Annotated in this window: 7 protein-coding genes; all 7 read right to left on the bottom strand. The window is 71.8% G+C overall.

The features are described from left to right. Position 1: 1 nt before the first annotated feature. Positions 2 to 3190, bottom strand: a complete 3189-nt coding sequence (locus ACFOYX_RS08140) for a family 78 glycoside hydrolase catalytic domain (RefSeq protein ID WP_322440205.1) — start codon at positions 3188 to 3190, stop codon at positions 2 to 4. Then, positions 3187 to 7509 (bottom strand): glycosyl hydrolase, encoded by a 4323-nt coding sequence (locus ACFOYX_RS08135; RefSeq protein ID WP_322440206.1) that lies wholly within the window; start codon positions 7507 to 7509, stop codon positions 3187 to 3189. Before ACFOYX_RS08135 ends, ACFOYX_RS08140 begins: the two co-directional genes overlap by 4 nt. Before the next feature lie 101 nt (positions 7510 to 7610). Next, positions 7611 to 12341, bottom strand: coding sequence for a family 78 glycoside hydrolase catalytic domain (locus ACFOYX_RS08130; protein ID WP_322440207.1), 4731 nt, complete (start codon positions 12339 to 12341; stop codon positions 7611 to 7613). Positions 12342 to 12416: 75 nt separating this feature from the next. Next, positions 12417 to 16391 carry a family 78 glycoside hydrolase catalytic domain gene (locus tag ACFOYX_RS08125; RefSeq protein WP_322440208.1) on the bottom strand — a complete coding sequence of 1325 codons (3975 nt, stop codon included), beginning with the start codon at positions 16389 to 16391 and terminating at the stop codon, positions 12417 to 12419. A gap of 224 nt (positions 16392 to 16615) precedes the next feature. After that, a complete protein-coding gene (locus ACFOYX_RS08120; RefSeq protein WP_322475038.1) occupies positions 16616 to 16831 on the bottom strand; it encodes a LuxR C-terminal-related transcriptional regulator in 216 nt (71 codons plus the stop codon). A gap of 18 nt (positions 16832 to 16849) precedes the next feature. Continuing rightward, entirely contained in the window at positions 16850 to 18304 is a 1455-nt protein-coding gene (locus ACFOYX_RS08115) for an L-fucose/L-arabinose isomerase family protein (RefSeq protein ID WP_322440210.1), read from the bottom strand. An 18-nt stretch (positions 18305 to 18322) separates the two neighbouring features. Next, positions 18323 to 22954, bottom strand: a complete 4632-nt coding sequence (locus ACFOYX_RS08110) for a family 78 glycoside hydrolase catalytic domain (protein ID WP_322440211.1) — start codon at positions 22952 to 22954, stop codon at positions 18323 to 18325. Positions 22955 to 22968: the final 14 nt, after the last annotated feature.

Here is a 22968-nt window from a genome sequence, read left to right as displayed (position 1 = left end):
GTCATCCGTTAGCGGCGGACTCGCGGCGCTGGTCGAGGAACACGGTCGTGCGTCCCGGTGCCACGCCGCTCAGTACGACGTGACCGTCGACGACGGTGCGGTCCGGGTGCGGGCCCGCGCCGATGACGCGGAAGGCCTGCGGCGGCGAGCCGTCGAGCGGCACCAGGATGCGGCCACGGACGTTCGGCGGCAGATCGACGTCGAGCCGGTAGCCGTCGCGGCGGTCGATGCGCACCCCGACCGGTCCCCGGATCGTCGGCACCCGGCCCTGCGCCCACTCCAGCGGACCGGGCTGTGGTCGTACCTCCACCTGTGCCGCCCCCGGCGCCGTGACGGTGACCCCGAGGAGGCGACGCATCACCACGTTGGCGGGCGCCGAACCCCAGGCGTGCGAGAACGTCATGTTCGGCTTGAGCGCCGGGTCCCATGCCTCCCCGACGATCGTCGCGCCGAGATCGTCCATCAGGTGCAGCCAGCTCTCCCGGGCGCGGCTGGTCATGAGCGCGTACCCGGCATCGCCCCGCCCACCGAGGTAGAGCGCGTCGAGGAGGAACTGGGCGCCGTACACGCTCATCCGCATCCCGCCGGCGGCCAGCGCGGCGGCCAGCGCGGACACCTCGGCCTCGTCGGCCACACCCAGCGCGATCGGGAACGCGGTGGCGTGCTGGGCCCGGTGCGCGGTGCTGAGCCCGTCCCGGTAGGCCGCGGCCGGCCGATCGAGCAGCTGCTCGTTGACCGCCTGCCGGAGCCGTCCCGCCAGGTCGGCGAACCGGCGTTCCTCCTCGGCCTTGCCCAGGACCCGCGCCACCTCGGCGCACGTCGCGAACGCGGCGCACTGGAAGGCGTTGACCACCGTGTTGACGGTGGTGAGCACGTATCCGTCGCGGTTGCTGACCGGCCAGTCGACGAGGTCGGAGACACCGCCGATGGACGTCGGCTTGTCCAGCAGGCCGTCCGCGGCAAGGAACTCGTCGAAGTTCTTCGCGACGTACAGCGGCCAGTCGCGGGCCAGCTGATCCGCGTCGCCGGTGTGCAGGTAGTCCTGCCACGCCGACAGCACCGACATCAGCCGGTACTCGGACGGCCACGTCGGGCGCCGCGCGAGGTAGGAGTTCGACCAGCGGGCGAGCGCGTACGAGCGCTGTGTCGCGTACTCGGAGAGTTGGTTGACGTACGCGTCGCCCTCGTACGGCCCGCGCTCCCGGGTGGGGGTGTCCTGGTAGAGGTCCAGCCGGGTCGCCTCGATGGAGTAGCGACACATCTCCCAGACCCGGTTGAGGTCGTCGTCGGAGCAGCGGAAGACGGCGTCGTCCGCCCGCCACGGCAGCCGGATCGCGACTCCCCGTACCGCGCCGGTGAGATCCAGCGTCGGGTCCGTGATCAGCTCGGCGTAGCGGAAGCCCCGGTAGCCCCAGTGCTCCAGGTGTTGGGCGCCGTCGCGCAGGGTCCACACCTCGCGGTAGACGTTGCCGCCGCGCAACTGGTAGCGGACCGTGTCCGGCCCGGACAGCTCCTCCCCCAGCCGCACCTCCACGGTCTGGCCGGCGCGCGCCTCGGTGAGGTCGAGCGCGAGACCGCCGACGATCTCCCGTCCGAGGTCGACGATCCATCGGCCGTCGCCGACCGGTCGTACCGCGGCCGGGGCGACCGTCTCGCGCAGCAGGTTCGGCGTCTGGGCCGGCAGTAGCCCCTCGATCGGCGCCCGCTCGGCTGCCGGCGTCCAGGACGAGTCGTCGAAGCCGGGGGACAGCCAGCCGACCGGCTCCTCCCGGGCGTCGATGAACTCCTGCGGGGCGGTGTAGTAGCCGCCGCGCAGGTCACCGGCGGGTGGGAGCCAGCGATCGCCGGTCCGGGCCCGCCAGCCCGCGCCGGTGCCCAAGGTGAGGCGGGAGCCGTCGGCGTATCGGATCTCCAGTTGGGCGAGGAAGCGCTTGTCGGTCGGTGTGTAGCAGAGGGCTGCGAGCGCGTTGGTCTCGCCGCGGCGCAGCAACGCGGTCACCTCGTAGGTGTGGTACCGGGGTTCGCTGGCCGGCGCACGCGTCGGGCCCGAACCGACGAACGCGCCGTTGACCCAGGCGGAGTAGACGTACTGCCGGATGGGATCCGGGGACTGTCCGGTCACGTAGAGGACCGCCGACTCGATCGGCTTGTCGGCCAGCCGCACCTCGGTGCGCAGCGCGGCCCAGTGCTCCGGTGCCGGGCCGGCCAGGAGTTGCTGGCTGCGGCCGACGGCCAGCGCGCCGTTCTGCACGGTCCCGCCGGGGAAAGCGCCAGGTCCGCGGGAGAAGTCCTCGGCGAGCAGCACCGTGCCGGACGGGTCGGTGAATGTGATGTCGTCGTACGTCTGTGACTCCGAGCCGCCGTTGCGGAAGCCGACGGTGCCGCTCGCGTACGTCGCGTCGTCGATCGTGTCGACCAGGTCGCCGTCGACGTAGGTGCGGATGCGCGTGCCTGCGAGCTCGATGTCGACCCGCACCGGTGTGCCGACTGGGACGGCGCGGCCGATCGGGCGCTCGGCCAGCACCCGGTAGGCCCCGTTGACCTGCACGTGGGTCTTCAGCACACCGGCCGGTCCGGCGAGGAGCTGCCACAGGTAGTTGTTGCGGTTGTCGGCCGCCCGGAACACCAGGCCCGCCGACTTCTCCTTGATCACTGTCCTGACCGCGAACCGCCCGTCGCGCAGGACCGGCGGGGGCGGCGGCGCGGGGGCCCACACCGGGGTGGCCGCCCAGTCGGGGCCGATTCCGGTGGCGACGCGCTGCGGCTGCGACCACCCCGACGGCTTGTCGCCGGTGGTCCAGGTGCGCACCCGCCACCAGTACACGCCGCGTGGCTCCAGCGGCGGGCCCCCGAGCGACACGGCTGTCGACTCGGCCGAGGCGACCCGGTCACTGTCCCAGAGCAGGTCTTCGTCGAGCAGGCGGCCACGAGTGTGGGCGACCTGGACCTGGTAGGCGCTCTGCAACGCCTGCGGCCCGTTGGCGGGAACAACCCAGGACAGCCGCGGGTGGGGTTCGCCCACGCCCAGTGGGTCGTCGAGGAGCGCGGTGAGCAGCCCGCTGGGGACATCCGCGGGCGCCTGCGCCACGGCCGCCAGTGACATCAGCGGGTTGAGCCCGCCGAGCGCTGCGGCGGCGCCGCCGGCAACCCCGGTCTGCATGAACCGGCGGCGACTCATCGACGGGCTCATGCGCCACCTCCCGGGAGGATCCTGATCGCGTCGATGCGGATGTCGCCCTGGGTCGTCGTGGGATCGAGCCGCAGGCCGGTGAGCCGGGTGCCCTGGGCGGGAATCGTGATGGTGTAGGTGCGGGTGGGCCCGCCGGTCACGGCGAACCTGGCGCTCTTGTCCTCGGAGAACCCGCCCTGCGCGGCGGTCGTCCAGAAGACCTGCCCCTGGCTGCTCACGGACGTTGACATGGTCACCTCGACGGTGAGGCCTTGTGCCAGGTCCGGCGAGAGCGGTTGGCTCTGGACCAGGAACGGATCACCGCCGGTGGTGGAGGTGGCGAGCACGCCGCCGGAGACGGTGAACGGCGTCAGCTGGCTGGCTGCCGTCCAGCCCTCGGCGTCCCCGTCCCTGGCGAACTCCCACGCCACCAGAGAATGCGTCACCACCACCTGCACCGTCGCGGTCGCCGTGCGCCCGTCGTCGCCGGTCGCGGTCAGCTTCACCTCGTAGGTGCCGTCCGCGGTTGACTTCCCGGCGGTGACTGTCGCGGTGGGCCGCAGCGTCACCGGCGTTCCTGACGAGGCGACGTCGTAGCGTTGCGATGCCGGTTGGACCGTCCAGCCGTCGGGCGCGGAGACGGCGAGCGCGCCGGAGAGCCGGTCCGGGGCTATCCCGTCGATCACCGCGGTGACCTGCACGCTGCCGCCCGGGAGCACTCGCGCCGACGCGGGCGCCGCCGCCAGGGCGAGCGACCGGACCTGCTCCCCCGCGCCGAGCGTGACGTCGAGGACGCGCTGCGGACGCAGGACCACCGGCCCGAGCAGGCCGGACGGATTGGCCCGGCCCTCGAACGCATTGGTCTGGGTGTTGGTCACCCGCACCTCGACCGTGTTCGTGCCCTCCCTGAGCAGGTCGGTCACGTCCAGCGTGTACGGCTGCCAGTCGACGTGCCGCGGCGGCGATCCGTTAACCGAGACCGCGGCCAGGTCCCGCACCGAGCCCAGGTCGAGGAGCACGCGCAGCCCGTCGGTGCGGAAACCGTCGGGGATGTCGACGTCGCGGCGGTATACGCCGGTGCCGGAGAACGCCGGGTCGAGCGCGGTCCACGACCCGAGCGGCCGGGCCACGGTCTGCGCGCCCTCCCGGTCGAACCGGAACTGCCACGGACCGTCGAGCGCGATCGGGGTGAGCGGGTCGTCGACCGTCACGGTCCCCCCGTACGTCTCCCCGCGGTACCGTCCGGTCACGTAGACGTCGCCGGGCTGGTCCACGGCGACCCGCGCCCGCAACGCCTCGCCGTCGACGGCGATCCCGGAAACGGGGGCGTTGCTGGCCGTGGCGTGCGGCGTCTGGCCGATCGGATGCGCGCCAGGCCGCAAGACCAGCCAGGTGGCCTGGTACGGCCGCAACTGCATCGGCACCGTCACCCGGTCGTCGGCGAGCCGGAACACGGGCGCGACGTCCGTGCGGCCCGTCTCCGGGTCCCAGATCTCGGGCACCTGCGGCACGCTGACCGTCACGTCGGTGCGTACGGTCGCGGCCGAGAGGTTGGTGACGAGCACCGCGTCGTCCGCCGCCCGCTTCACATGCCGTACCCGGATGTCGGGGCTGGCCGGCGAGAGGGTGACGCCGGGGTCGATCCGCTCCTTCAGCGTCGCGGCGAGGTCGGCGCGGGACGGCAGGTAGACGGCGAGGCCGCCGGCGCCGCTGGTCCTACGGGCGGCCGAGGGCGCGGCGGGGTCGGTGCCGAACAGGGCCGTCAGCCGCTGGCGCAACTCGACGTCCCGGCCCTCCGCCTCCCGCGTCGGCAGGCCGTCGACGGCCACGAGCGTGCCGCCCTGGGCGACCAGCCGCTCCGCGGCGGCGAGCGCCTCCAGCGACAGCACGGTCGTCTTCGGCATGACCAGGGCCTGGAAGGTCTGGTCGTGCAGCCGCAACCGGCCCTCGTCGACGGTGAGCCCGACGTTGAGGTCCGGGTCCCCGGCCAGCGCGAGTTCGTCGAGATAGTCGAAGTCCAGCTGCGCGGCGAGCAGTGCGTTGGACGTGCCCTTCCACGAGCCGTCGACCTCGCTCAGGCCGGGACCGTTGCCGGCGAAGCCGCGGACCGTCCACGGCGTTCCTTCGGCCATCACCGATGAGCTGGGATAGAGCAGGCCGACCGGGTTGACCGGTGTGGCTCCCCGGGCCGGCTCGACGAGCCGGCCGGTGAACGATGCGTACGCGCCGAAGCGCGGCCAGAACGTGTTCTGGAAGAACTCGCTCGGCTGCGACTCGTAGCGCCGCTGCCCGTCGATCGAGTAGTAGAAGGCGTGGTTGTCGATGAGGTCGACACCGCCGGCCACCTCCCAGGCGACCGCACGCTTCATCTCCTCCATCGACAGGTCCCACCCGAACGCGCCGAAGGTCTCCGCGAGGTTGCGCTTGCGGTCGAACAGGTGCGCCACCGACGAGTTCAGCTTCGGCGTGATGACGTTGGTGTCCAGTCCGCTGATCAGGTCCATGCCGGGTAGCTGGTAGTGCTTGCTCATCTCGAACCAGCTGCCGCCCTCGATCAGCCGGTGGCTGCCGAGGTCCTCCTCGACGAGCGGGTTGGAGATCAGCGCGATGTGGTGCCCCGCCGCCCAGTCGGCCAGCGGCTTGGTGTGCGCCTCGTTGTAGCGGTCGGACAGCGCGTCGTAATAGTCGATCCTGGTCTTCGTGGTCGCCGCGCCGGTGTCGTACCAGAGCGCGGCAAGCCGCCCGGTGAGGTCGTAACCCGCGTTGCCGGTCAGGTATTCGCGGAACCCGGGCGTCCACGGGATGGAGCCGAGCGAGTCGACTCCTCCCCGGTTGTCCGGGAAGTTGTTGTAGAAGCCCGGCTCGTCGTTGAAGATGCCCTGGATCGTCGAGCCGAAGTCGTCGCCGAACCGGCGCGCGTACGTCTCGTGGGTGATGTCGATGAACTTCTGGGTCGCCTGGGGGTTGAGCATGTCGACGTACGGCTGGTCGGGCTCGAGGTCCGGGTGGTAGTTGACCAGCGGCCGCTGCACGAGGTGCAGCAGGCACCAGTGGCCTTCCGGCACGTCCCAGCGCAGCCGGCCGTCGGCGCCCACCTTGCCGGTCAGCTCGACGGCCGAGTCGCCGTCAAGGGCGCTGCCGCGGGCCTGCCCGCTGGTCACGCAGCTGCCGTCGCCGCGCTTGCGCAGGGCGACGGCGGCGACGAGCGAGGACGCCGGCGACTGGGTGACGTCCCAGCGGGCGAGGCCGGCGGAGAAGTCGTCCGCCAGCAGGGTGGCTCCGCCGTCGAGCGCGGTGACCTTCAGGTTGTCGAAGCGGGCCCGTTCGTCCTGGCCGGAGCGCAGGCCGACGCGACCCTTGGCGAGCGCGCCGATGCGGGGGTCGCTGCGGCTGCCGACCTCGCGGCCGTCGAGGAAGAGCGTCACCGTGTCGCCGCGGATGTCGGTCGCGACGTGGTGCCGCTCGCCGTCGCGCATCGTCGTTCCGGCCGGGATGCGGGCGCCGACGAGCTGGTACGCCCCGTTCACCCGGACATGCACGCCGAACGTCGAGGCGGCCTCCGGGTTGTACGGGGAGGTCGTGGTCAGGTTGACCATGACGAGGTTGGCGGCGTCGCGGCTGTGCATGGTCCACCCGCCAGAAAGCGCGTCAACGGTCAGGTCGAACTCCATCCGGTAGCCCGACCAGTCGGCCCCGTCCTTGGCCAGGCCGACCTCTCCGCCGTTGACGGTGAGGACCCCTTCGCTGACTGACCAGCCGCTCGGCACCGACACCGGTACCGGCTGGTCGTAGTCGACCGGGCCGGTGACGTCCTTGGCGACCGGGGTGAGATACCACGGCAGGTAGTCGGGATCGGCGGGCACGGTCCTTCCGTCGACGTCGCCGCCGGAGACCGTGCGGCCGCCGGCGAAGCCGCTCGGCCAGTTGAGGTCGTCGTAGAGCCAGGCCTTCATGCCGCGGCGCTTGGCCTCCGCGAGGGCGAAACCTACCTTGTCGAAGTAGTCCTTCGAGAGGTAGTAGCCGTTCTCGGTGACGCCGAAATCCCCGCCCAGCCCCTGCCGCGGATGGATGAAGAACTCCTCGATGCCCTTGGCCTTCATCTCGTCGAGCTGCCGGGACAACTCGTCCTCGGTGAGCTTGCCGTTCCAGAACCAGAAGGCATGCGGCCGATCCGTCGCCGGCGGGTCGGTGAACGTGCCCGGATCCAGCCGCCCGGTCCTCGCGTCCCACCCGGCCTGCCCGGTGCCGCTCGGGCTGGCCGCCGCGACCAACGGAACGGCAGCCGCGAGCAGCAGCGCGGCCACGCCACCCGCCGTCCAGGTGATGAACCGTCGCGCCATGACATCCCCTCTGGTCACTTCGAAACTGTCGCCTGACCGGGTTCGTCGCCACCCGCTCAACCGGTGCGGCACCGACAAGGTCCACGGCTGAATTCGGGCGCTCATGGTTTGACCTGCGCCCCGTACGCCTCGAGCTCGGCGAGTTGGAGCCGGTACAGGCCCCGCTGGGCGTCGTCGCCCGCCGGCTCGCCGAGCACCGTCACGTACACGCGGACGTAGCGTGCGGTCACGGCGCCGTCGAACGTGTACGCCTGCGGTGTCGTGCCCTGCTGCACGTGATCCGTTACGGTCCGGACGGTTTTCCACGTCGACCCGTCGTCGGAGGTCTGGATCTGGAACGTGCGCGGGAAGGCGGCCCCGTCCGCCGGCACACCGTTGTCGTTCGGTGTCTGCGTGCGCGGATGGAGCACAACCCGGTCCAGGGAGGTCGGCGCACCGAGGTCGACCGAGAGCCACTCGACGGTGTCGCGGCTGGTCGCGGGCGGGTCGCTGGTGTAGCCCTTCGCCGAGTCCTCGCTGCGGCGTTTACCGTCCACGAGCAGGCTCTTGGACCAGTTGGCGACCTCCAGGCTGTGCGCGGCGGCGACCGGCCGGCCACGGGCCAGGTTTCCCAGCCTTACCGTGGCCGGCAGGCGCAGCTCATCCGTACGCCCCTCGGGCTGCAACGTCAGGGACAGGGCGACGTCCGCGCTCGCCGGTACGGCGGCCCCGGTTGGCGTCAGCCGGAGCTGCACGTCTGCTGCGCCGCCGGCCGGGACGCGCAGCTGCGCTGTCGCCGGTGACACCGTCCAGCCTTGGGGGGCGCTCGCCTCCGCCGTGCCCGCCAGTGCCACGTCGGCCGCGTTGGCCACCGGCACGTCGACGGTCACCGGCGTGCCGGGTTGATCGGGCCAGGCGCCGGCGCGGGGAGTCCCGACCGTGACGGCGGGCCGCACGGCGAGGAACTCGTCGTATGCGGTGTCCGCGGTGCCGCCGCCGGCGGTCCAGCCCAGCGTGAGATGCAGCGGGACGCTGTCGGCGGACGCGGACAGCGGCGCGGTCACGTCCAGCGGCACGGAGAAGGTGTCCCCGGGGCGGATGGCACCGGTGCCGGTGTCACCGCCGGCCCGGACCGTCCAGCCGTCCGGTGCGCCCGCCGCCACGCCCACGTCGCGCACCGACGCCGCGCCGCTGTTGCGTACGACCGCGGTGAGCCGCGTCGTGCTGCCCGCGACGAGCGGCTCGTCGACCCCGGTCAGCTCGACGGTGATGCCGAGCAGCACCGCGGACGCCTCCGACAGCGCCTTGTGCAGCGCGGTGAGCGTCTGGCCCAGGCGCTGCCGATCCGCGTCGGGCAGCCCGTCCTGGCGGTCGAGCCACCGGGACATGTGCGCCTCGGCGGCCAGAGTCTGCTGCACGAGCTGGCCGGCCACGTCGATGTCGCCCCGCGCGGTCTTCTCCAGCGACTGGCGCAGCGCGTCGGCAATGCTGCGCGTGCGCGCGTCGGCGTAGCCGCGCTGACCCGGGTTGAGCTGCGCGTCGGTGACGGCGTCGCCCAGCGCCGAGGCGGCATCGGTCGCCGCGCCGATCCGGGCAGCCTGGGGGCCGGTTCGGAAGGCGTACGTGCCGGAGCCGACGGAGAACACCGCTCGCCCGCCTGCGAACTTGACGAACGTGACGCCGGGCGAGTCCGCCGCGGGCCGTCCGCTCTCGATCACGGCCCAGCGGTTGGCGGCGGGGACGGAGACCGTCGCGGTGACCCCCACCGGCACGGTCACGTCCAGGTCGAGAGCGCCACCATCGCGCTTGCGCCAGCCGCTCGCCACCACGCCGCGTACCGTGTTGAGACGCGCCGACGCGGAGGTGAGGTCGCCGACCAGCTGGGGCGCCACGTCGAAGCGCTCGTAGCCGGGCGCGGTCGGCCGGATGCCCGCCAGGTCTTCGTAGAACCACTCGCCGATGGCGCCGCCGAGGAAGGCGTGGTCACGAGAGCGCGCACCGAGGTCCCACCGTTCCCACAGCGACGTCGCGCCGTTGTCGATCCAGTAGCCCCAGGAGGGGTAGGTGCGCTGCGTGGCGATCCGGTAGGCCAGGTCGCCGTAGCCGCGGCGGGTCAGCTCGGTGAGCAGGAACTTCGTTCCCAACGCGCCGGTGTCGAGATGGTCGCCCTTGACGCCGATCTCACGCACGAGACGGGCCACGACGGCGTCCACCTCGTCCGCCGGCACCATGTCGAAGGCGAGCGGCAGGAGGTTGTTCGTCTGCCGGTAGCCCGGGTCGGAGGACGTCACGTACGCGTCTCCGCGCAGGAACGCCACGTTGAAAGCGTCCCGGATCTTCGCCGCCGCTGCCCGGTAGCGCCCGGCATCGGCGTCCTTGCCGAGGGCGTCCGCGATCTGAGCCATCGCCGAGACGTTCGCGTAGGCGTACGCGGTGCCGGCCAGGGTCGGGGCCTCGGGGCTGTTCCCGCCGTAGCCGGGAGCGAGGTAGTCGTTGAGCGAGCTCGAGTGCAGACCAGCCGGCGCGCGCCCGATCTCGTACTCGATGTACTCGCGAATGTCGGGGTAGTGCGCCGCGAGGATGTCCCGGTCGCCGTAGCGCTCGTACATCGCCCACGGGATCAGCACGTACGCCGCATCCCAGGGCGGCGCCTGGCCGGGCCACCCCAGCCCCCAACCATTGTCCGGCGCGATGCCCGGCACCAGGCCGTTCGCGCCCTGACTGTCCCGGATGTCGCCCAGCCACTTCTCGTAGAGCCGCCGCATGTCGAACTCGAACATGTCGGTCTCGGCCATGAGCTGCGCGTCGCCGGCCCAGCCGTTCTTCTCGTACATCGGGGTGTCGGTGGGGATGCCGTGGGTGTTGTTGAGCACCGTGTGCCGGGTCAGCTCACGCACCGTCTCGAACAGCGGCTGGGAGCTCGACCAGTCTCCGACCGAGGCGAGGTCGCTGTGCACGACCCGGGCGTCGAGGTCTTCGATGGTCGGGGTGCCGGGCCAGCCGGTCACCTCGACGTACTGGAAGCCCTTGTAGGTGTAACGGGACTCCCATTGCTCCGGCTCGGCGCGCCCGGCGAGCACGTACTCGTCGGTCTGGAAGCGGCCGGTGACGAGACCGTTGGCGGACACGAGGTTGCCGCCGGCGTCGAGCATTTCGCCGTAGCGCAAGGTGACCTTGGTGCCGCCCGCGCCTTGCACGTGGACGCGCGCCCAGCCCGCGACGTTGCGCGGCAGGTGGAACACGTACACACCGGAGCGCGGTGAGGTGACCTTGGTCGGGCGCAGCGTCTCGGTGACCCGGATCGGCTCCTGGCTCTCGGCGACGAGTCGCCCGGCCGGGGCGGTGACCACCACGACCGGCCGCCAGGCGCCGGCGTCGAAGCCCGGCGCGTCCCAGCCCGGCTGCTCGGTGCGGGCGTCGTAGGTCTCGCCACCGTAGAGCGAGTCGTACCGCACCGGCCCCTCGGCCGTGCGCCAGGACCCGTCGGTGGCGATCACCTGCCGCGTGCCGTCGGTGTACTCGATCTCCAGTTGGCCGAGCACCCGCGGTTCGCCCGTCCACTGCGTGGTGTGCCAGTTCCAGACGTTGGCCTGGGTCATGCCGTAGAAGCCGCGGCCGAGCCGTACGCCCAGCGCGTTCGTCCCCGGCCGCAGGTTCCCGGTGACGTCCCGGGTGACGTACTGGACGGTGCGGTCGTAGCGGGTGAAACCCGGTTCGAGCACGGTGTCGGTGGTCGGCCGGCCGTTGAGCGTGGCCTCGGCGTACGCGACGCCGCTGAGGTACAGGCGCGCCCGACGTACGGGCGTGTCACGGACGGCGAACTCCTTGCGCAGCAACGGCTCCGGAGCCGTCGGGGCCGTCGGCGAAACCTGGCCCCACGGGCTACCGCCCCAGGCGGTGATCACCTTCGCGGCCGGCCACGCCGTGTCGTCGAATCCCACCTGCTGCCAGCCGTCGGCTGGCCCGGTGGCCGACCGCCACGCCCCGTCCGTGTCCACCCGGGTCGTCGTCCCGTCGGCGTAGCGCAGCTCCAGCCGGCCGAGCAGCCCGGCGGGGCTGACCCGGCCGTTGGTCGCGGCCACCGCGAGCACGTTCGCACCGTCGCGGACCGCGGAGGTGACGTCGGTGACGACGGGGCTACGCCAGCTCTCCAACTCCGGGCGCGGGTCGGCGCTGGCCACCTGGGTGCCGTCGATCCAGGCGGTGAAGCCGTCGTCGCCGGTCATGACCAGCCGGGCCGAGGTCAGCTCCGCGACCGAGGGCACCGAGAAGCCGCGCCGGAACACGCGGGTGGCCGCGGGCGCGGAGTTGCCCGGATCGCCCTCCGGATACCAGATCCAGGACGCGCCCTGCAGGCTCGGCTTGTCGGCGGTGGCCACCGGCGCGCCGATCCAGGAGCCGGTCCACTGGTCCGCGTCGAGGAAGGCCGTCTCGAACCAGGCCGGGGCGCTGAAGCCCGAGGCGCGGCCCTGTGCGTCCCAGGAGCGGACCCGCCACCAGTAGCGGGTCCGCGACGCGAGGCCCGGCCCGGCGTAGCGCACGTCGAACGTGGCACTTGAGCTGACGCGACCGCTGTCCCAGACGTCCGCCTCGCCCGGCTCGAGCTCGCTCGGCGAGGTGGCGACGAGGATCTCGTACGCGGACTGGCGCTGGTCGCGCTCGGACGATGACAGGGCCCAACCGAGCCGTGGGCGGGCTGCGTCGATTCCGAGCGGGTTGTGGGCGTGTTCGGTCTCCAGTGACGTCACGCTCAGCGCGGAAGCGCTCGCGGCGATCGCTTGAGGCGGCGCCAGGGAGACGACCAGGGCGACGAGCGACAAGGCGAGGAAGGCGTGCCGGGTGCGTGAGCTCATGTGGGATGTGCCTCCGGATCCTCGTGAACGTTGGACCGTTTCAACCACTCGCGGGTGTTTGCCTGTCTACAGTGCTCAGGTGGTCGGCGGGGAGGTGCCTGGGGAGTACGCCTCGAGTTCGATCACCCGGCTGAACTGGCCGTCGTTGCTGGCCAGCGCGACCAGCCGCAGCGCGGTCGTGCTCGTGGCGGCGAACGTCGTGTCCACCCGGCCCGCGGTGTTGCCGCGCGCCGACGCCACCGTTCGCCACTGGCCGTCGACGAACGCCTGGACGTCGAAGTCCTGCAGGGCGTAGCGGGCGTCGGGGTGGGTGTAGAGCCGGGCCTGGTCGAGGGTGACCGGACGACTCCACGTCGCGGTCAGGGTGTCCGGGAAGGTCTGGAAGGTGCCGTCGTTCCAGCCGGCGCCGCCGTCCCAGCGCGCCGCGGAGGTGTCGCCGTCGTTCGCCTTGGCGGCCGAGAAGCCGGGCCAGGTGCTGGAGGCCGTCACTGTCGCGACGCGGGTGAGGTTGCCGGTCGCCACGAGGGGCACGCTCGCTGTGCTCGTGCCCACGGCGAGACTCACCGTGCCGCTCGTCGTGCCCTGGTCGGTCAGCTCGATCGCGACCGGAACCTCCATGCCCTGCCCGGCGGGCACGGTGACCGAGTCGGCGTCCATGGTCGCGGTGAAGCCGACGGACGCCGTAACCTGCGGCCGCGCCGTAACCTCGGTGTCGCCGAGGTTGACCAACCGGAAGGTCGCGTTCGAGTTCCAGCCCGGCACGACCGCGGCCTGGCCGGTGGACGCCTCGACGACCACCGGGCTCGTCTGCGGCGGCGTGTCCGGGGTGCGGGTGATGAACGACCATCGACCCGAGCCGACCCGGTAGACCGCGCGGTCACCCTGGATGCCGACGAACGTGGCGCCAGCGGTCGCCGAGGCACGCCAGCGACCGGAGCCCTCGCCGAACAGCGGCACCGAGACGGTCGCGCTGCTGTTGACGGGCACCTCGACGTCGAGGTGCAGGGTCTTCCCGTCGCGGCGCCACTCGCTGACGATCCGGCCGTACGGCGAGCGCTGCTCGGCTCGTACGTGGGACATGTCGCCGGTGACCTCCGGCTGCACGAGGAAGGTCTGGTAGCCGGGTGTCGTGGAGCGGATGCCGCCGAGGTACCGGTAGTACCAGCCGTCGATGGCGCCGAGCATGAAGTGGTTCTGCGAGGCGCCCGCCGTCGGTCCGTCCCACAGTTCGGTGAGCGTGGTCGCGCCGTGCAGCACCTGGTAGGCGTAGCTCGGGCTGCTCGGGTTGTTGGCCAGCGCTTCGACCAAGTCGGCGTGACCGCCGTCGGCGAGCACGTCCAGCAGGGCGGGCAGGCCGATCTCGCCCGTGGACAGGTGGTTGCCTCGCGCCTTGACGTCGTCGACGACGTGCTGGAGGACGGCCGCCCGGGCGTCGGCGGGAACCATGCCGGCCCACAGCGGCAGCGCGTTGCTGGCCTGGCTACCAGACGCGTAGCTGTTCGTATCGGCATGGAAGTACTTGGCGTTAAACGCGCTGCGGATCTGTTCGGCCCGCTCGGCGTACGCGGCCTTGCCCGCCGTGTCCCCGACCGCCTCGGCGATCTGTGTCATGGCGGTGGCGAACCGGTAGTACGCGGTCGTCGCGGTGACGGCCAGCGGCGTGCTCGTGTCGAAGGCCACCCAGTCGCCGAGCCCGTAGGAGAGGATGTGCCCGTCTGCTTTGCTGGCGAGGTAGTCCATGTAGCTTTTCATCGCTGGGTAGTGCTCGCGCAGCACCCGCGCGTCGCCGTACGAGCGGTACATCTGCCACGGCACCAGGATGAGGGCGCCACCCCAGTTCGGGTCGTCGCGGAAACCGCCGGAGAAGACGGTGTATTCCGGCGCGATGTCCGGCACCATGCCGTTGCCGAGTTGAGCGTCCTCGACGTCCCGGACGATCTTGTTGTAGTAGGCGCCGAGGTCGAAGTTGGCGGTGAGGGCGTCGCCGACGAGGTGCGCCTCCTCCAGCCAGCCGAGCTTCTCCCGGTGCGGGCAGTCGGTGAGGACGGAGAACATGTTGCCGTCGATGGCCCTGTTCACGATGTCGTGGATCCGGTTGACCATCGGGTCGGAGGTCTCGAGGCTGCCGGTGCGCTCGTTGTCGGCCCGCAGCACGATTCCCTGGACGTCCGCGAGGGCCGGCGGGGTGTCGGTGCCGGAGATCTCGACGTAGCGGAAGCCGTAGTACATGAAGCGGGGGTGCCAGGTGACGGCGGCGTCCGTGGCGGGCGTGACGTCAAAATTCACCGGGGAGCCGACCTGGCCCTGGTCGACCCGGCCGTTGGCCAGCGACTCCGCGGGACGCAGCCGCACCTTCGAGCCGGCGGCGCCGCGCACCGTGACCTGCGGCCAACCGGCGATGTTGCGGCCTAGGTCGTAGAGCCAGGTACCCCCGGCGACCTCGGTGCGGGAAACGGCGTTCAGGGTCGTTTGGGCACGGATCGGCGGTGCCGCGCGGGCGGTGAGGCGGCTGCCCGCCGTGGGCGCGGTGGTCTCCTGCGCCGGCACCCAGCCGCTTCGATCGCCGTCCGGGCGGTCCCAACCGGCGATCTCGCGCCGGGCGTCGTAGTCCTCTCCGCCATACCAGCTGGAGAAGGTGGTCGGGCCGTCAGCGGTCACCCACGAGTCATCGGAGGCGACCACGGCGTTGGTGCCGTCGGCGTACGTGATCTCCAGTTGGGCGATGAGCTTCGGCGCGCCCATCGAGCAGGAGAACTTCTGGTACCGGCCCGGCGTCGATGGCACGTTGTAGATGCCGTTGCCCAGCTCGAAGCCGAGGGCGTTCGCGCCTTGGCGGAGTTGGCTGGTCACGTCGTGGGTCGCGTACTCGACGCGCGTGCGGTAGTCGGTGTTGGCCGGCTCCAGCACGGCATCGCCGACCTTGGCGCCGTTGAGGCGCGCCTCGTAGACGCCGAGTCCGGTGGCGTAGAGCCGAGCCCGCGCAATCGGCTTGTCCACGGTGAAGGTCTTCGCGAACAGCGGCATGGCATTGGGTTTGGCCGGCGGCTTCGGTGCGACCTGACCGGTCACCGTGGCCACGACGCTGCCCGTGGTCTCGCCCGCGGCCCGCACCTGCACCGTGTAGTTCTGAGGGAAGTTCGGCGTGGAGCCGTCCGCCGTGAGGGTGTCCGTGCGCGGGTACAGCATCAGTTTGTCGACGTCGGTGTCGCGGCCGAGGTCGAGCTCGAGCCAGATCGAGCCGTCCAGGTCCTGGTACTGCCGCTCGTAGCTGGTGTAGCCCATCGGCGGGCCGTCGCTGGTCAGCCGGCCGTCGTGGATGGCCTGCAGGGTCCAGCTGCCGGGGATCTCGAAGGACTCGGAGGCCTTCGCGAGGGCGTCGCGGGAGAGCAGCTGACCCGCGCCGTACACCTCCATCTCGGCAAGTTGGAGCCGCGAGACGGGGTACGGCCAGCCTTCCTTGATCGGCTTACCGAGCCGGGTGACGTCCAGTCGCACGTAACGCCCATGCCGGGCGGGGAAAGTGACGGTAACCGGGTTCGTGTGCGCGAGCCACGCCGGGTTGGCGATCCAGCGGGCCGACCAGTCGATCGGCTTGAGCAGCCCGGTCTCCCAGGAGCCGATGCCGCTCCAGGGCGACGGACGGTCGTCGGCGTCCCAGGCGCGCACGGCCCAGTAGACCCGCTGGCGGGAGTGCAGTGGCTTGCCCTCGTAGCGGACGCCGACGGATTGGTTGGAGTCGACTTTTCCGCTGTCCCACATGTCACCGTCGCCGACGGCGAGCCGCTGCGGGCTGGATGCCACGAGCGTCTGGTAGGCGGTCTGGACGGCGTTGCGCCGCGTGGCTGCCAGCTGCCAGCTCAGCGAGGGTGTCGCGTCGTCGATGCCGACCGGGTCGGCGAGTGAATCCACGGTGAGCGCGCCGACCGAGAGGACCGACGCGGTGGCGGCGGGAGCCGCCGCGACGGGTGGCGCCCATGTCACCGCGGCGGCGACGACGCCGGCGGTGAATACCGCCACGGGGATGCGGATCCGGCCCCATGCAAGCGTCATGCCCGCGGTTCCTCTCACTCGACCCTCGTATTAGAACGTTTCAAAGTGACAACGGTCACTTCTTAACCGACCGGAAACACGTAGCACAACCCCCTGTCCAGATCCGGCCACCGCAGGGGCCGGTACGGGGACGTCAAGACGCCAGCCTGAACTCGGCGACCGGACGGCAGCCGGACCGGCTCGGCGCCGCCCGGTGGCCACAGATCCGCCACCGGGCGGTCAGATCAGATCAGATGGCGGCGGGCGGCCCAGACCACCGCCTCGATCGGCGTGGTCACGCCTAGTCGGTCGCAGATCGTCCGAGTACGCCGGCGCACCGTCCGCTCCGACATCTCGAGGCGCCGGGCCACGGCGTCCAGCGACAGTCCTCGCGCGAGCAGCGCGAGGAGTGCCACATCGTCCTCGGACAGAACAGGACGTGGCACGCCTGGGGCGTCCACGTGCCAGCCTCCCTCCGGTTAGACCCGCAGCTCACGGAACTCGACGTCGAGCAGCTCCGCGACCGCCCTCAGCTCGGCCACCTGGTGCCCGGTCCCGAGCGCCCAGTGATGTCCCACACCGCTCGCGCTCCACGCGTCGGTCCACTCGCCCGGGTCACAGCCGAAGTCGACGCGCGAAGTGGTGTTCCCGATCTGGAGCCGCGGCCCGGCGACAACTGCGCCCTCGGACGCCAGGAACGCGTACCGCCCGTCGCGGGTCTGCCCGACGCCGAAGGCCGTCACCGGGCCGTGCTTGACGTCGAACTCGACCGAGACGCCCCAGCCCCGCTTGCCGTGGTACACGCCGAGCCCGCGCAGCAGCGGCTTGCCGTCGCTGATCGCGAGATGCGCCGGGCCGTCGTGGCCCATCTCCACCACGTTGTCGAAGAAATTCAGCGCCTGCAGCTCGGTGAACGACCCGCCGGCGCCGAGCCGGTCCATGATGAGCATCGCCAGCGACGTGCGCAGCTCGTACTCGCCGGCCGCCGGGATGCCGCGCGCGGTGAGCAGGGAGGCCCCGAGGATCATGCCGGCGCCGAGCCGCTCGTGCTGCTCGCCCTCGAGGCCGCGGTGGTAGTAGGCGAGGCTGTCCAGCTCGAAGTCCTCGACCAGCCGGTCGAGCCCGACCGACACGCGCGCGGCCCACTGGAAGTCCTCGTCTACGACGGAGTCGGTGACTTCGAAGATCTCCCGCGCCTGCTCCATCTTGGCCCGGACCTGCTCCTCGGTTGCGGTGTTGACGCGTATGCGCAGGTCGTCGAACTCCACCACCTCCATGTGCCCGCCGAAGTTGGCCGGCACCATGGTGAGATCGGTGGAGACGTCCAGCATGCCGGGGTATAGATGCCCCATCAGGCCGTGTCTGCCACGGCGCAGGGCAGCCCGTACGCCGGCCGCCTTCACCCAGCGCGCGATCCGCGCCCAGGCCCGCTCGTCTTCGAGGTAACCCGAGACGGATCGGAACGGTATGCCGCAGCGGGTGAACGTGTTGGCCATTTCCGGCAATGGGCAGGCGCCGCAGTAGGCAAGCCACTGCCCGGTGTCGAAGCTCGCGTGGTCCATCGCCTCGGTCGGCTGCAGGTTGATCAGCAGCACCGGCGCGTCGCTGCGCTGGGCGATCGGCAGGAGCATCGTCGCGGTCATGTAGGTGGTGAGGAAGCCGACGATGATGTCGCACCCGGCGACCCGCAGCTTCTCCGCCGCTGCCGCGCCCTCCTGCGCATCGGAGATGAAGCCGACGTCGACGACGTCCGCACCGAGGGCATGCATCTTCTCGCTCACCCGGGCGGCCGACCGCTGCAGTTGCGGCAGCAGGTCGGGAAACTGTGGCCAGTACGCCCCGAGCCCGCCCGCTACGAGCCCGACCTTGACCCGGCGGTGCGGGAGACGGGCCAGCGTGGGGCTGGCGGCGACCGGCTCAGTGGTGGTGGTCATGTCCGTGGTCCTTTCGGGTCAGGAGGTCGGGGTTGCCGCGTCCAGGGGGCGAGCCGCACCGACTTCCAGCTCGGCGAGCTGGAAGCGGAACACGTTCAGCCGCTCTTCGAAGTCGGTAGGTCTGCCGAGGCGGGTGACCAGCACGCGAACGTAGCGGGCCGGAACGCCGCCAAGGTCCACGAGGACCGGGTGCCGGCCGGGGTTTCCCTGCCCGGTCACGGTCGCGGCGTCGGTCCAGGTCGCGTTGTCGGTCGAGACCTGAACCGTGAAGACCTCGGGGAAGCAGACGCCGTCGACCGGCAGGTCGCCGTCGGACGGCGTCTGCGTTCGCGGCCAGAGCGCCAGCGTCCCCGCGGTCAGGGTCCGCCCGAGATCCACGCTCACCCATTCCGAGGCGTCCCGGCTGGATCGCGGCGGGTCACTGGTGTAGCCGCGGGCGCCGTCGGCGCTACGTCTGCCGCCGTCCGTGAGCAGCCGGGTGCCCCAGTCGGCGGCCTCCAGGCTCACCCGCGCGGTCGCCGGACTGTTCAGCGCCAGGTCGCCGACCGGGACCCCGATCGAGCGGCTCGACGCGTCGATCCCGTACGACAACCGCAGATCCACCTGCGGGCTCCGCTGGCCCGCCGCCTGATCCCGGGAGACGTCGATGGTGACGGTGGTCGTGGTACCCGGCTGCAGCGTCTCGGGCGGCACCTCGGCGGCCCGCCACCCGTCGGGAACGGTCAGCGCCGCGCCCACGCGCAGCGGAACCTCGCCGAGGTTGCGCAGCACCGCCCGGACCCGGCCGTCGGCCGCGTCACCGAACACGCCGGCCGCCCGCAGATCTTCGACGCGGACCGGGGGCGTCAGCTTCACCGCGGACGGGGCGGCCACCACGAAGTCGGCGTCCTTCAGGGCGACCGGGGTGGTCGCGACGACCTCGGCCGGTTGAGATGTGTCCGCATCCGCGGGGCTTTGCACCTCGAACGTGGTCGTGGCCTGCTCCCCCGGGTCGAGCTGTCCGGGCGCCGCGTCGCGGCGGACGGTCCGCGCCGTCCAGCCCTCCGGCACGGTGAGGGCGGCCTCGCCCAGACGCACCGGTTCGCTCCCGTCGTTGTGGACCACGACGCGGACGATGACCGCAGCGCCGGCCACCGCGCCGGACCCGTCCACGGTCGTCGTGGCGCGTACGGCGGTGAGCAGCCCAAGGGCCTCGTCGACGGATCGGCGTGCCGCCCGCAGATGATCGTCCGGACGGACCTGGTCCGCGAGCAGGCGGTCGATGCGGCGCTGGCTGTCGCGCAGGGCCGCCAGCGCGTCCGCGGTGCCGCGCAGCAGCGCCTCCAGCGGCTCCCGAGTCCGCGCCGCATCGTCGCCCGCCACGGCCGCGATCTCGTCCCGCGCGGTCGCCACCGCGCCACGGAAGGCATCGGTGCCGAAGCGGTACGAGCCCGAGCCGACCTCGAAGGTGGCCCGGCCGCCGGCGACCGACACCAGGCGCACCCCGGGTGACTCCGCCGCGATCCGGCTGCCTTCCGTCACCGCCCAGGCCGAAGCGGCCGGAACCGAGACGCGCGCCGTCACGCCGACCGGCACGCGCACGTCCAGCGTGAACCGGTCGCCGTCGCGTCGCCACGACGATCCGACTTCCCCGTACGGCGTGCCGACCTTGGCCGCGGCCGAACGCAGATCGCCGACGGGGTGCGGTGCGACGTCTACGGTGCGGTAGCCCGGCGACGTCGGGCGCAGGCCCGCCAGTTGCTCGTAGAACCACTGATCGATGGTGCCGAGGAACGCGTGGTCGCGGGACCGCGCGTCGAGGTTCCACGACTCCCACATGGTCGTGGCGCCGTGGTCGAACCAGTAGCCCCAGCTCGGATACGTCCTCTGGCTGGCGACCCGGAACGCGACGTCGCCGGAACCCTGGTCGGTCAGGACCGGCAGGAGATAACGGGTCCCGATGCTGCCGGTGTTGAGGTGGTTGTCCCGCGCCTCGGTGACGTCCTGCACCAGGTTCGCGGTGACCTCGCCCCGATCCTGGTCGGGTACCAGACCGAAGGCCAGCGGCAGGATCTGGGAGGTCTGCCGGAACCCGGCGTCCCGCTCGGTGCGGAAGACCTTCCGCTCGCCGTCGTAGAACGTGCGCTGGAACGCGGCCTTCACCTCGCCGGCCAGCCGGGCGTACCGGTCGCGGTCGGCGGCCGCGCCGAGCAGGGCGGCGCTGTCCCGCATGACTTCGAGGTCCCGGAACAGGTACGCGGTCGCGGTCAGCCGGGCGCCCTCCGGCGGGGTCAGGTAGCCGGGCGAGACCCAGTCCCCGAGCACACTGTCGGCGATGAGGCCCGGACTTTCGGCCAGCTTGCGCTCCACGTACGCCCGCATCGAGGCGTACTGGCGGGCGAGGATCCGCGCGTCGCCGGACCGCTGATACACGTACCAGGGCACCAGCACTCCCGCGCTGCCCCACTCGATCGCGTCGATGCCCGCGCCCCACCCGTCGTCGGGCGCGATGGCCGGGATCCGCCCATCGGGCGTCTGGCTCTCGGAAAGATCGGTGACCCACTTCGACACGAGCGGCACCGAGTCCAGGTTGATGAGCGTGTCCTCCGACCACAGGTGGAAGTCCGCCCAGCCGTTCTTCTCGAACATCGGCGAGTCGCTCGGATACCCGTACAGGTTGTTGAGCGTGGTCCGGACCATCGCGTCGTGTATCCGGTTGAACAGCTCGTTCGAGCTGGTGAACTCGCTGCTGCGGGCGAGGTCCGAGTGCACGTACACGGCGGTGAGCGTGCCGGTCTGCGGCGCCCGCGGCAGCCCCCGGGCCTCCACGTACCGGAAGCTCTTGTAGCTGAACCTGGGTTCCCAGCTCTCCGCTGCACCGCCGCGCAACAGGTAGCGGTCGACCTGGATGTCGCCGGTGATGTGCTGCTGCTCGTTGGCCACCGTGCCATCGGCGCGCAGCTGCTCGCCGTACCGCAGCTCGACCTGCTGGCCCGGCTCGCCCTCGACGCTGAGCCGGGCCCAACCCGCGACGACCTCCCCGAAGTCGAAGACGTACGCGCCGGACGGCAGTCGGCTGATCTTCACCGGGGCGACCGAGCCGGCGCGGCGGATCGGCTGCAGCGGCTCGGCGCGCACCTCGCCGGCCAGCGCAGGCACGGTGGTGACCGGTCGCCATGCGGCGTCGTCGAAGCCGGGGGCGTCCCATCCCGCCTGCTCGCGGCGGGCGTCGTACACCTCGCCGAGATGCAGGCTGTCCGCCAGGGTCGGGCTGTCCACCCAGCGCCAGGTGCCGTCGCTGACGACGGTGTCGCTCGTGCCGTCAGGATGGTCGATCACGAGCTTGAGCCGCAGGGCCGGCTCGGCACGCCAGGGCGCGGTGTGGAAGTTCCACACCGTTGGCGTGGTCATCGAGTACCAGCCACGCCCGAGCGTCACGCCGAGGACGTTCTCTCCGCTGCGGAGCGCGCCGGTGACGTCCTTCGTCACGTAGTAGACGCGTTTGTCATACCGCGAGAACACCGGCGACAGCACCTCGTCGCCGATCCGTTCCCCGTTGATCCGCAGCTCCGAGATGCCCAGACCGCTGTAGTACACCCGCGCCCGGCTCACCGGCTTGTCCAACTGGAGCGCCTTGCGCAACTGCGGTGCGGCGGTGCTGACCGCCGGGATGGCGACCGGTCCCCACGGTCCCGCGCCCTGCGCCGCCACGACCTGCGCCCGCGCCCAGCCACTGTCGTCGAACCCCGGCTCGGTCCAGCCGTCCGGCGCGGACTGCGCACTCCGCCAGTTGGTGTTCGTCCGGATCGCCACGGTGGCGCCGCTCGAGAGGACGACGCGCAGGCTGCCGAGGAAACCTGCGGGTCCGGTGGACACGCCCGGGTCCGGGTCGTTCGTGACCTCGACCGCGACGACGTTCGCGCCCGGGCGCAGCACATCGGTCAGGTCGAAGCGCTGCACCTGCTGCCAGTCGTCACCGCGTCCGACCTCGCGTCCGTTGACGAAGAGCCGGAAGTGGTTGTCCGCGGTCGCGATGAAGGTGGCCTGCCGGATCGTGGCATCCGCGGCCAGCGGCACGCTGCGCCGCAGGTAGCGGGTGCCGGAGGGCGCGCCGGTGGGCAGATCGGCCGGCCCGTGCCAAATCCAGCCGGCGCTACCCCAGTCCACCGCGCCGTCGCGGGCTCCGGCGCCGATCCACGACCCGCCCCAGTCGGCAGGGTCGAGCAGGCCGGTCTCGAACCAGGTCGACCTGCTCCACCCGGAGACGACGCCGTCGCGGCCCCAGGCCCGGACCCGCCAGTGGTAGCGGGTGGCGGACCGCAACCGCGGGCCGGCCCAGTCGACGAACTGATCGGCGCTTTCCCGGCGACCGCTGTCCCAGATCAGGTCACCGTCGAGCAGGTCGTCGGCGCTCGCCGCCACCTGCACCTGTGCCGCCGTCTGCGTCTCGCCGCGCTCGGTCGCGGCCAGCGTCCAGGCCAGCCGCGGCGCCGGGTTGTCCACCCCGAGGGGTGCGGCGAGGTGGTCCGTGGTGGCGGCGACCGCGACGAGCGACGGCGGTCCGTCCTCCGGGCTCGCGGCGGCGGGCGGGGCCGCGGCCGGAAGGAGCCCCGCGACCAGCCCGGTCACCAGGACCAGGCGAAGCGGGCTGCGTAACCGGGACAGTGCCACGGGAGCTCCTTTCT

The sequence above is a fragment of the Micromonospora sp. GCM10011541 genome (assembly GCF_042650725.1).
Classification (GTDB): Bacteria; Actinomycetota; Actinomycetes; order Mycobacteriales; family Micromonosporaceae; genus Micromonospora; species Micromonospora sicca.
Note: the sequence above shows the minus strand (reverse complement) of the source record. Positions and strands in the feature narration are given on the sequence as shown.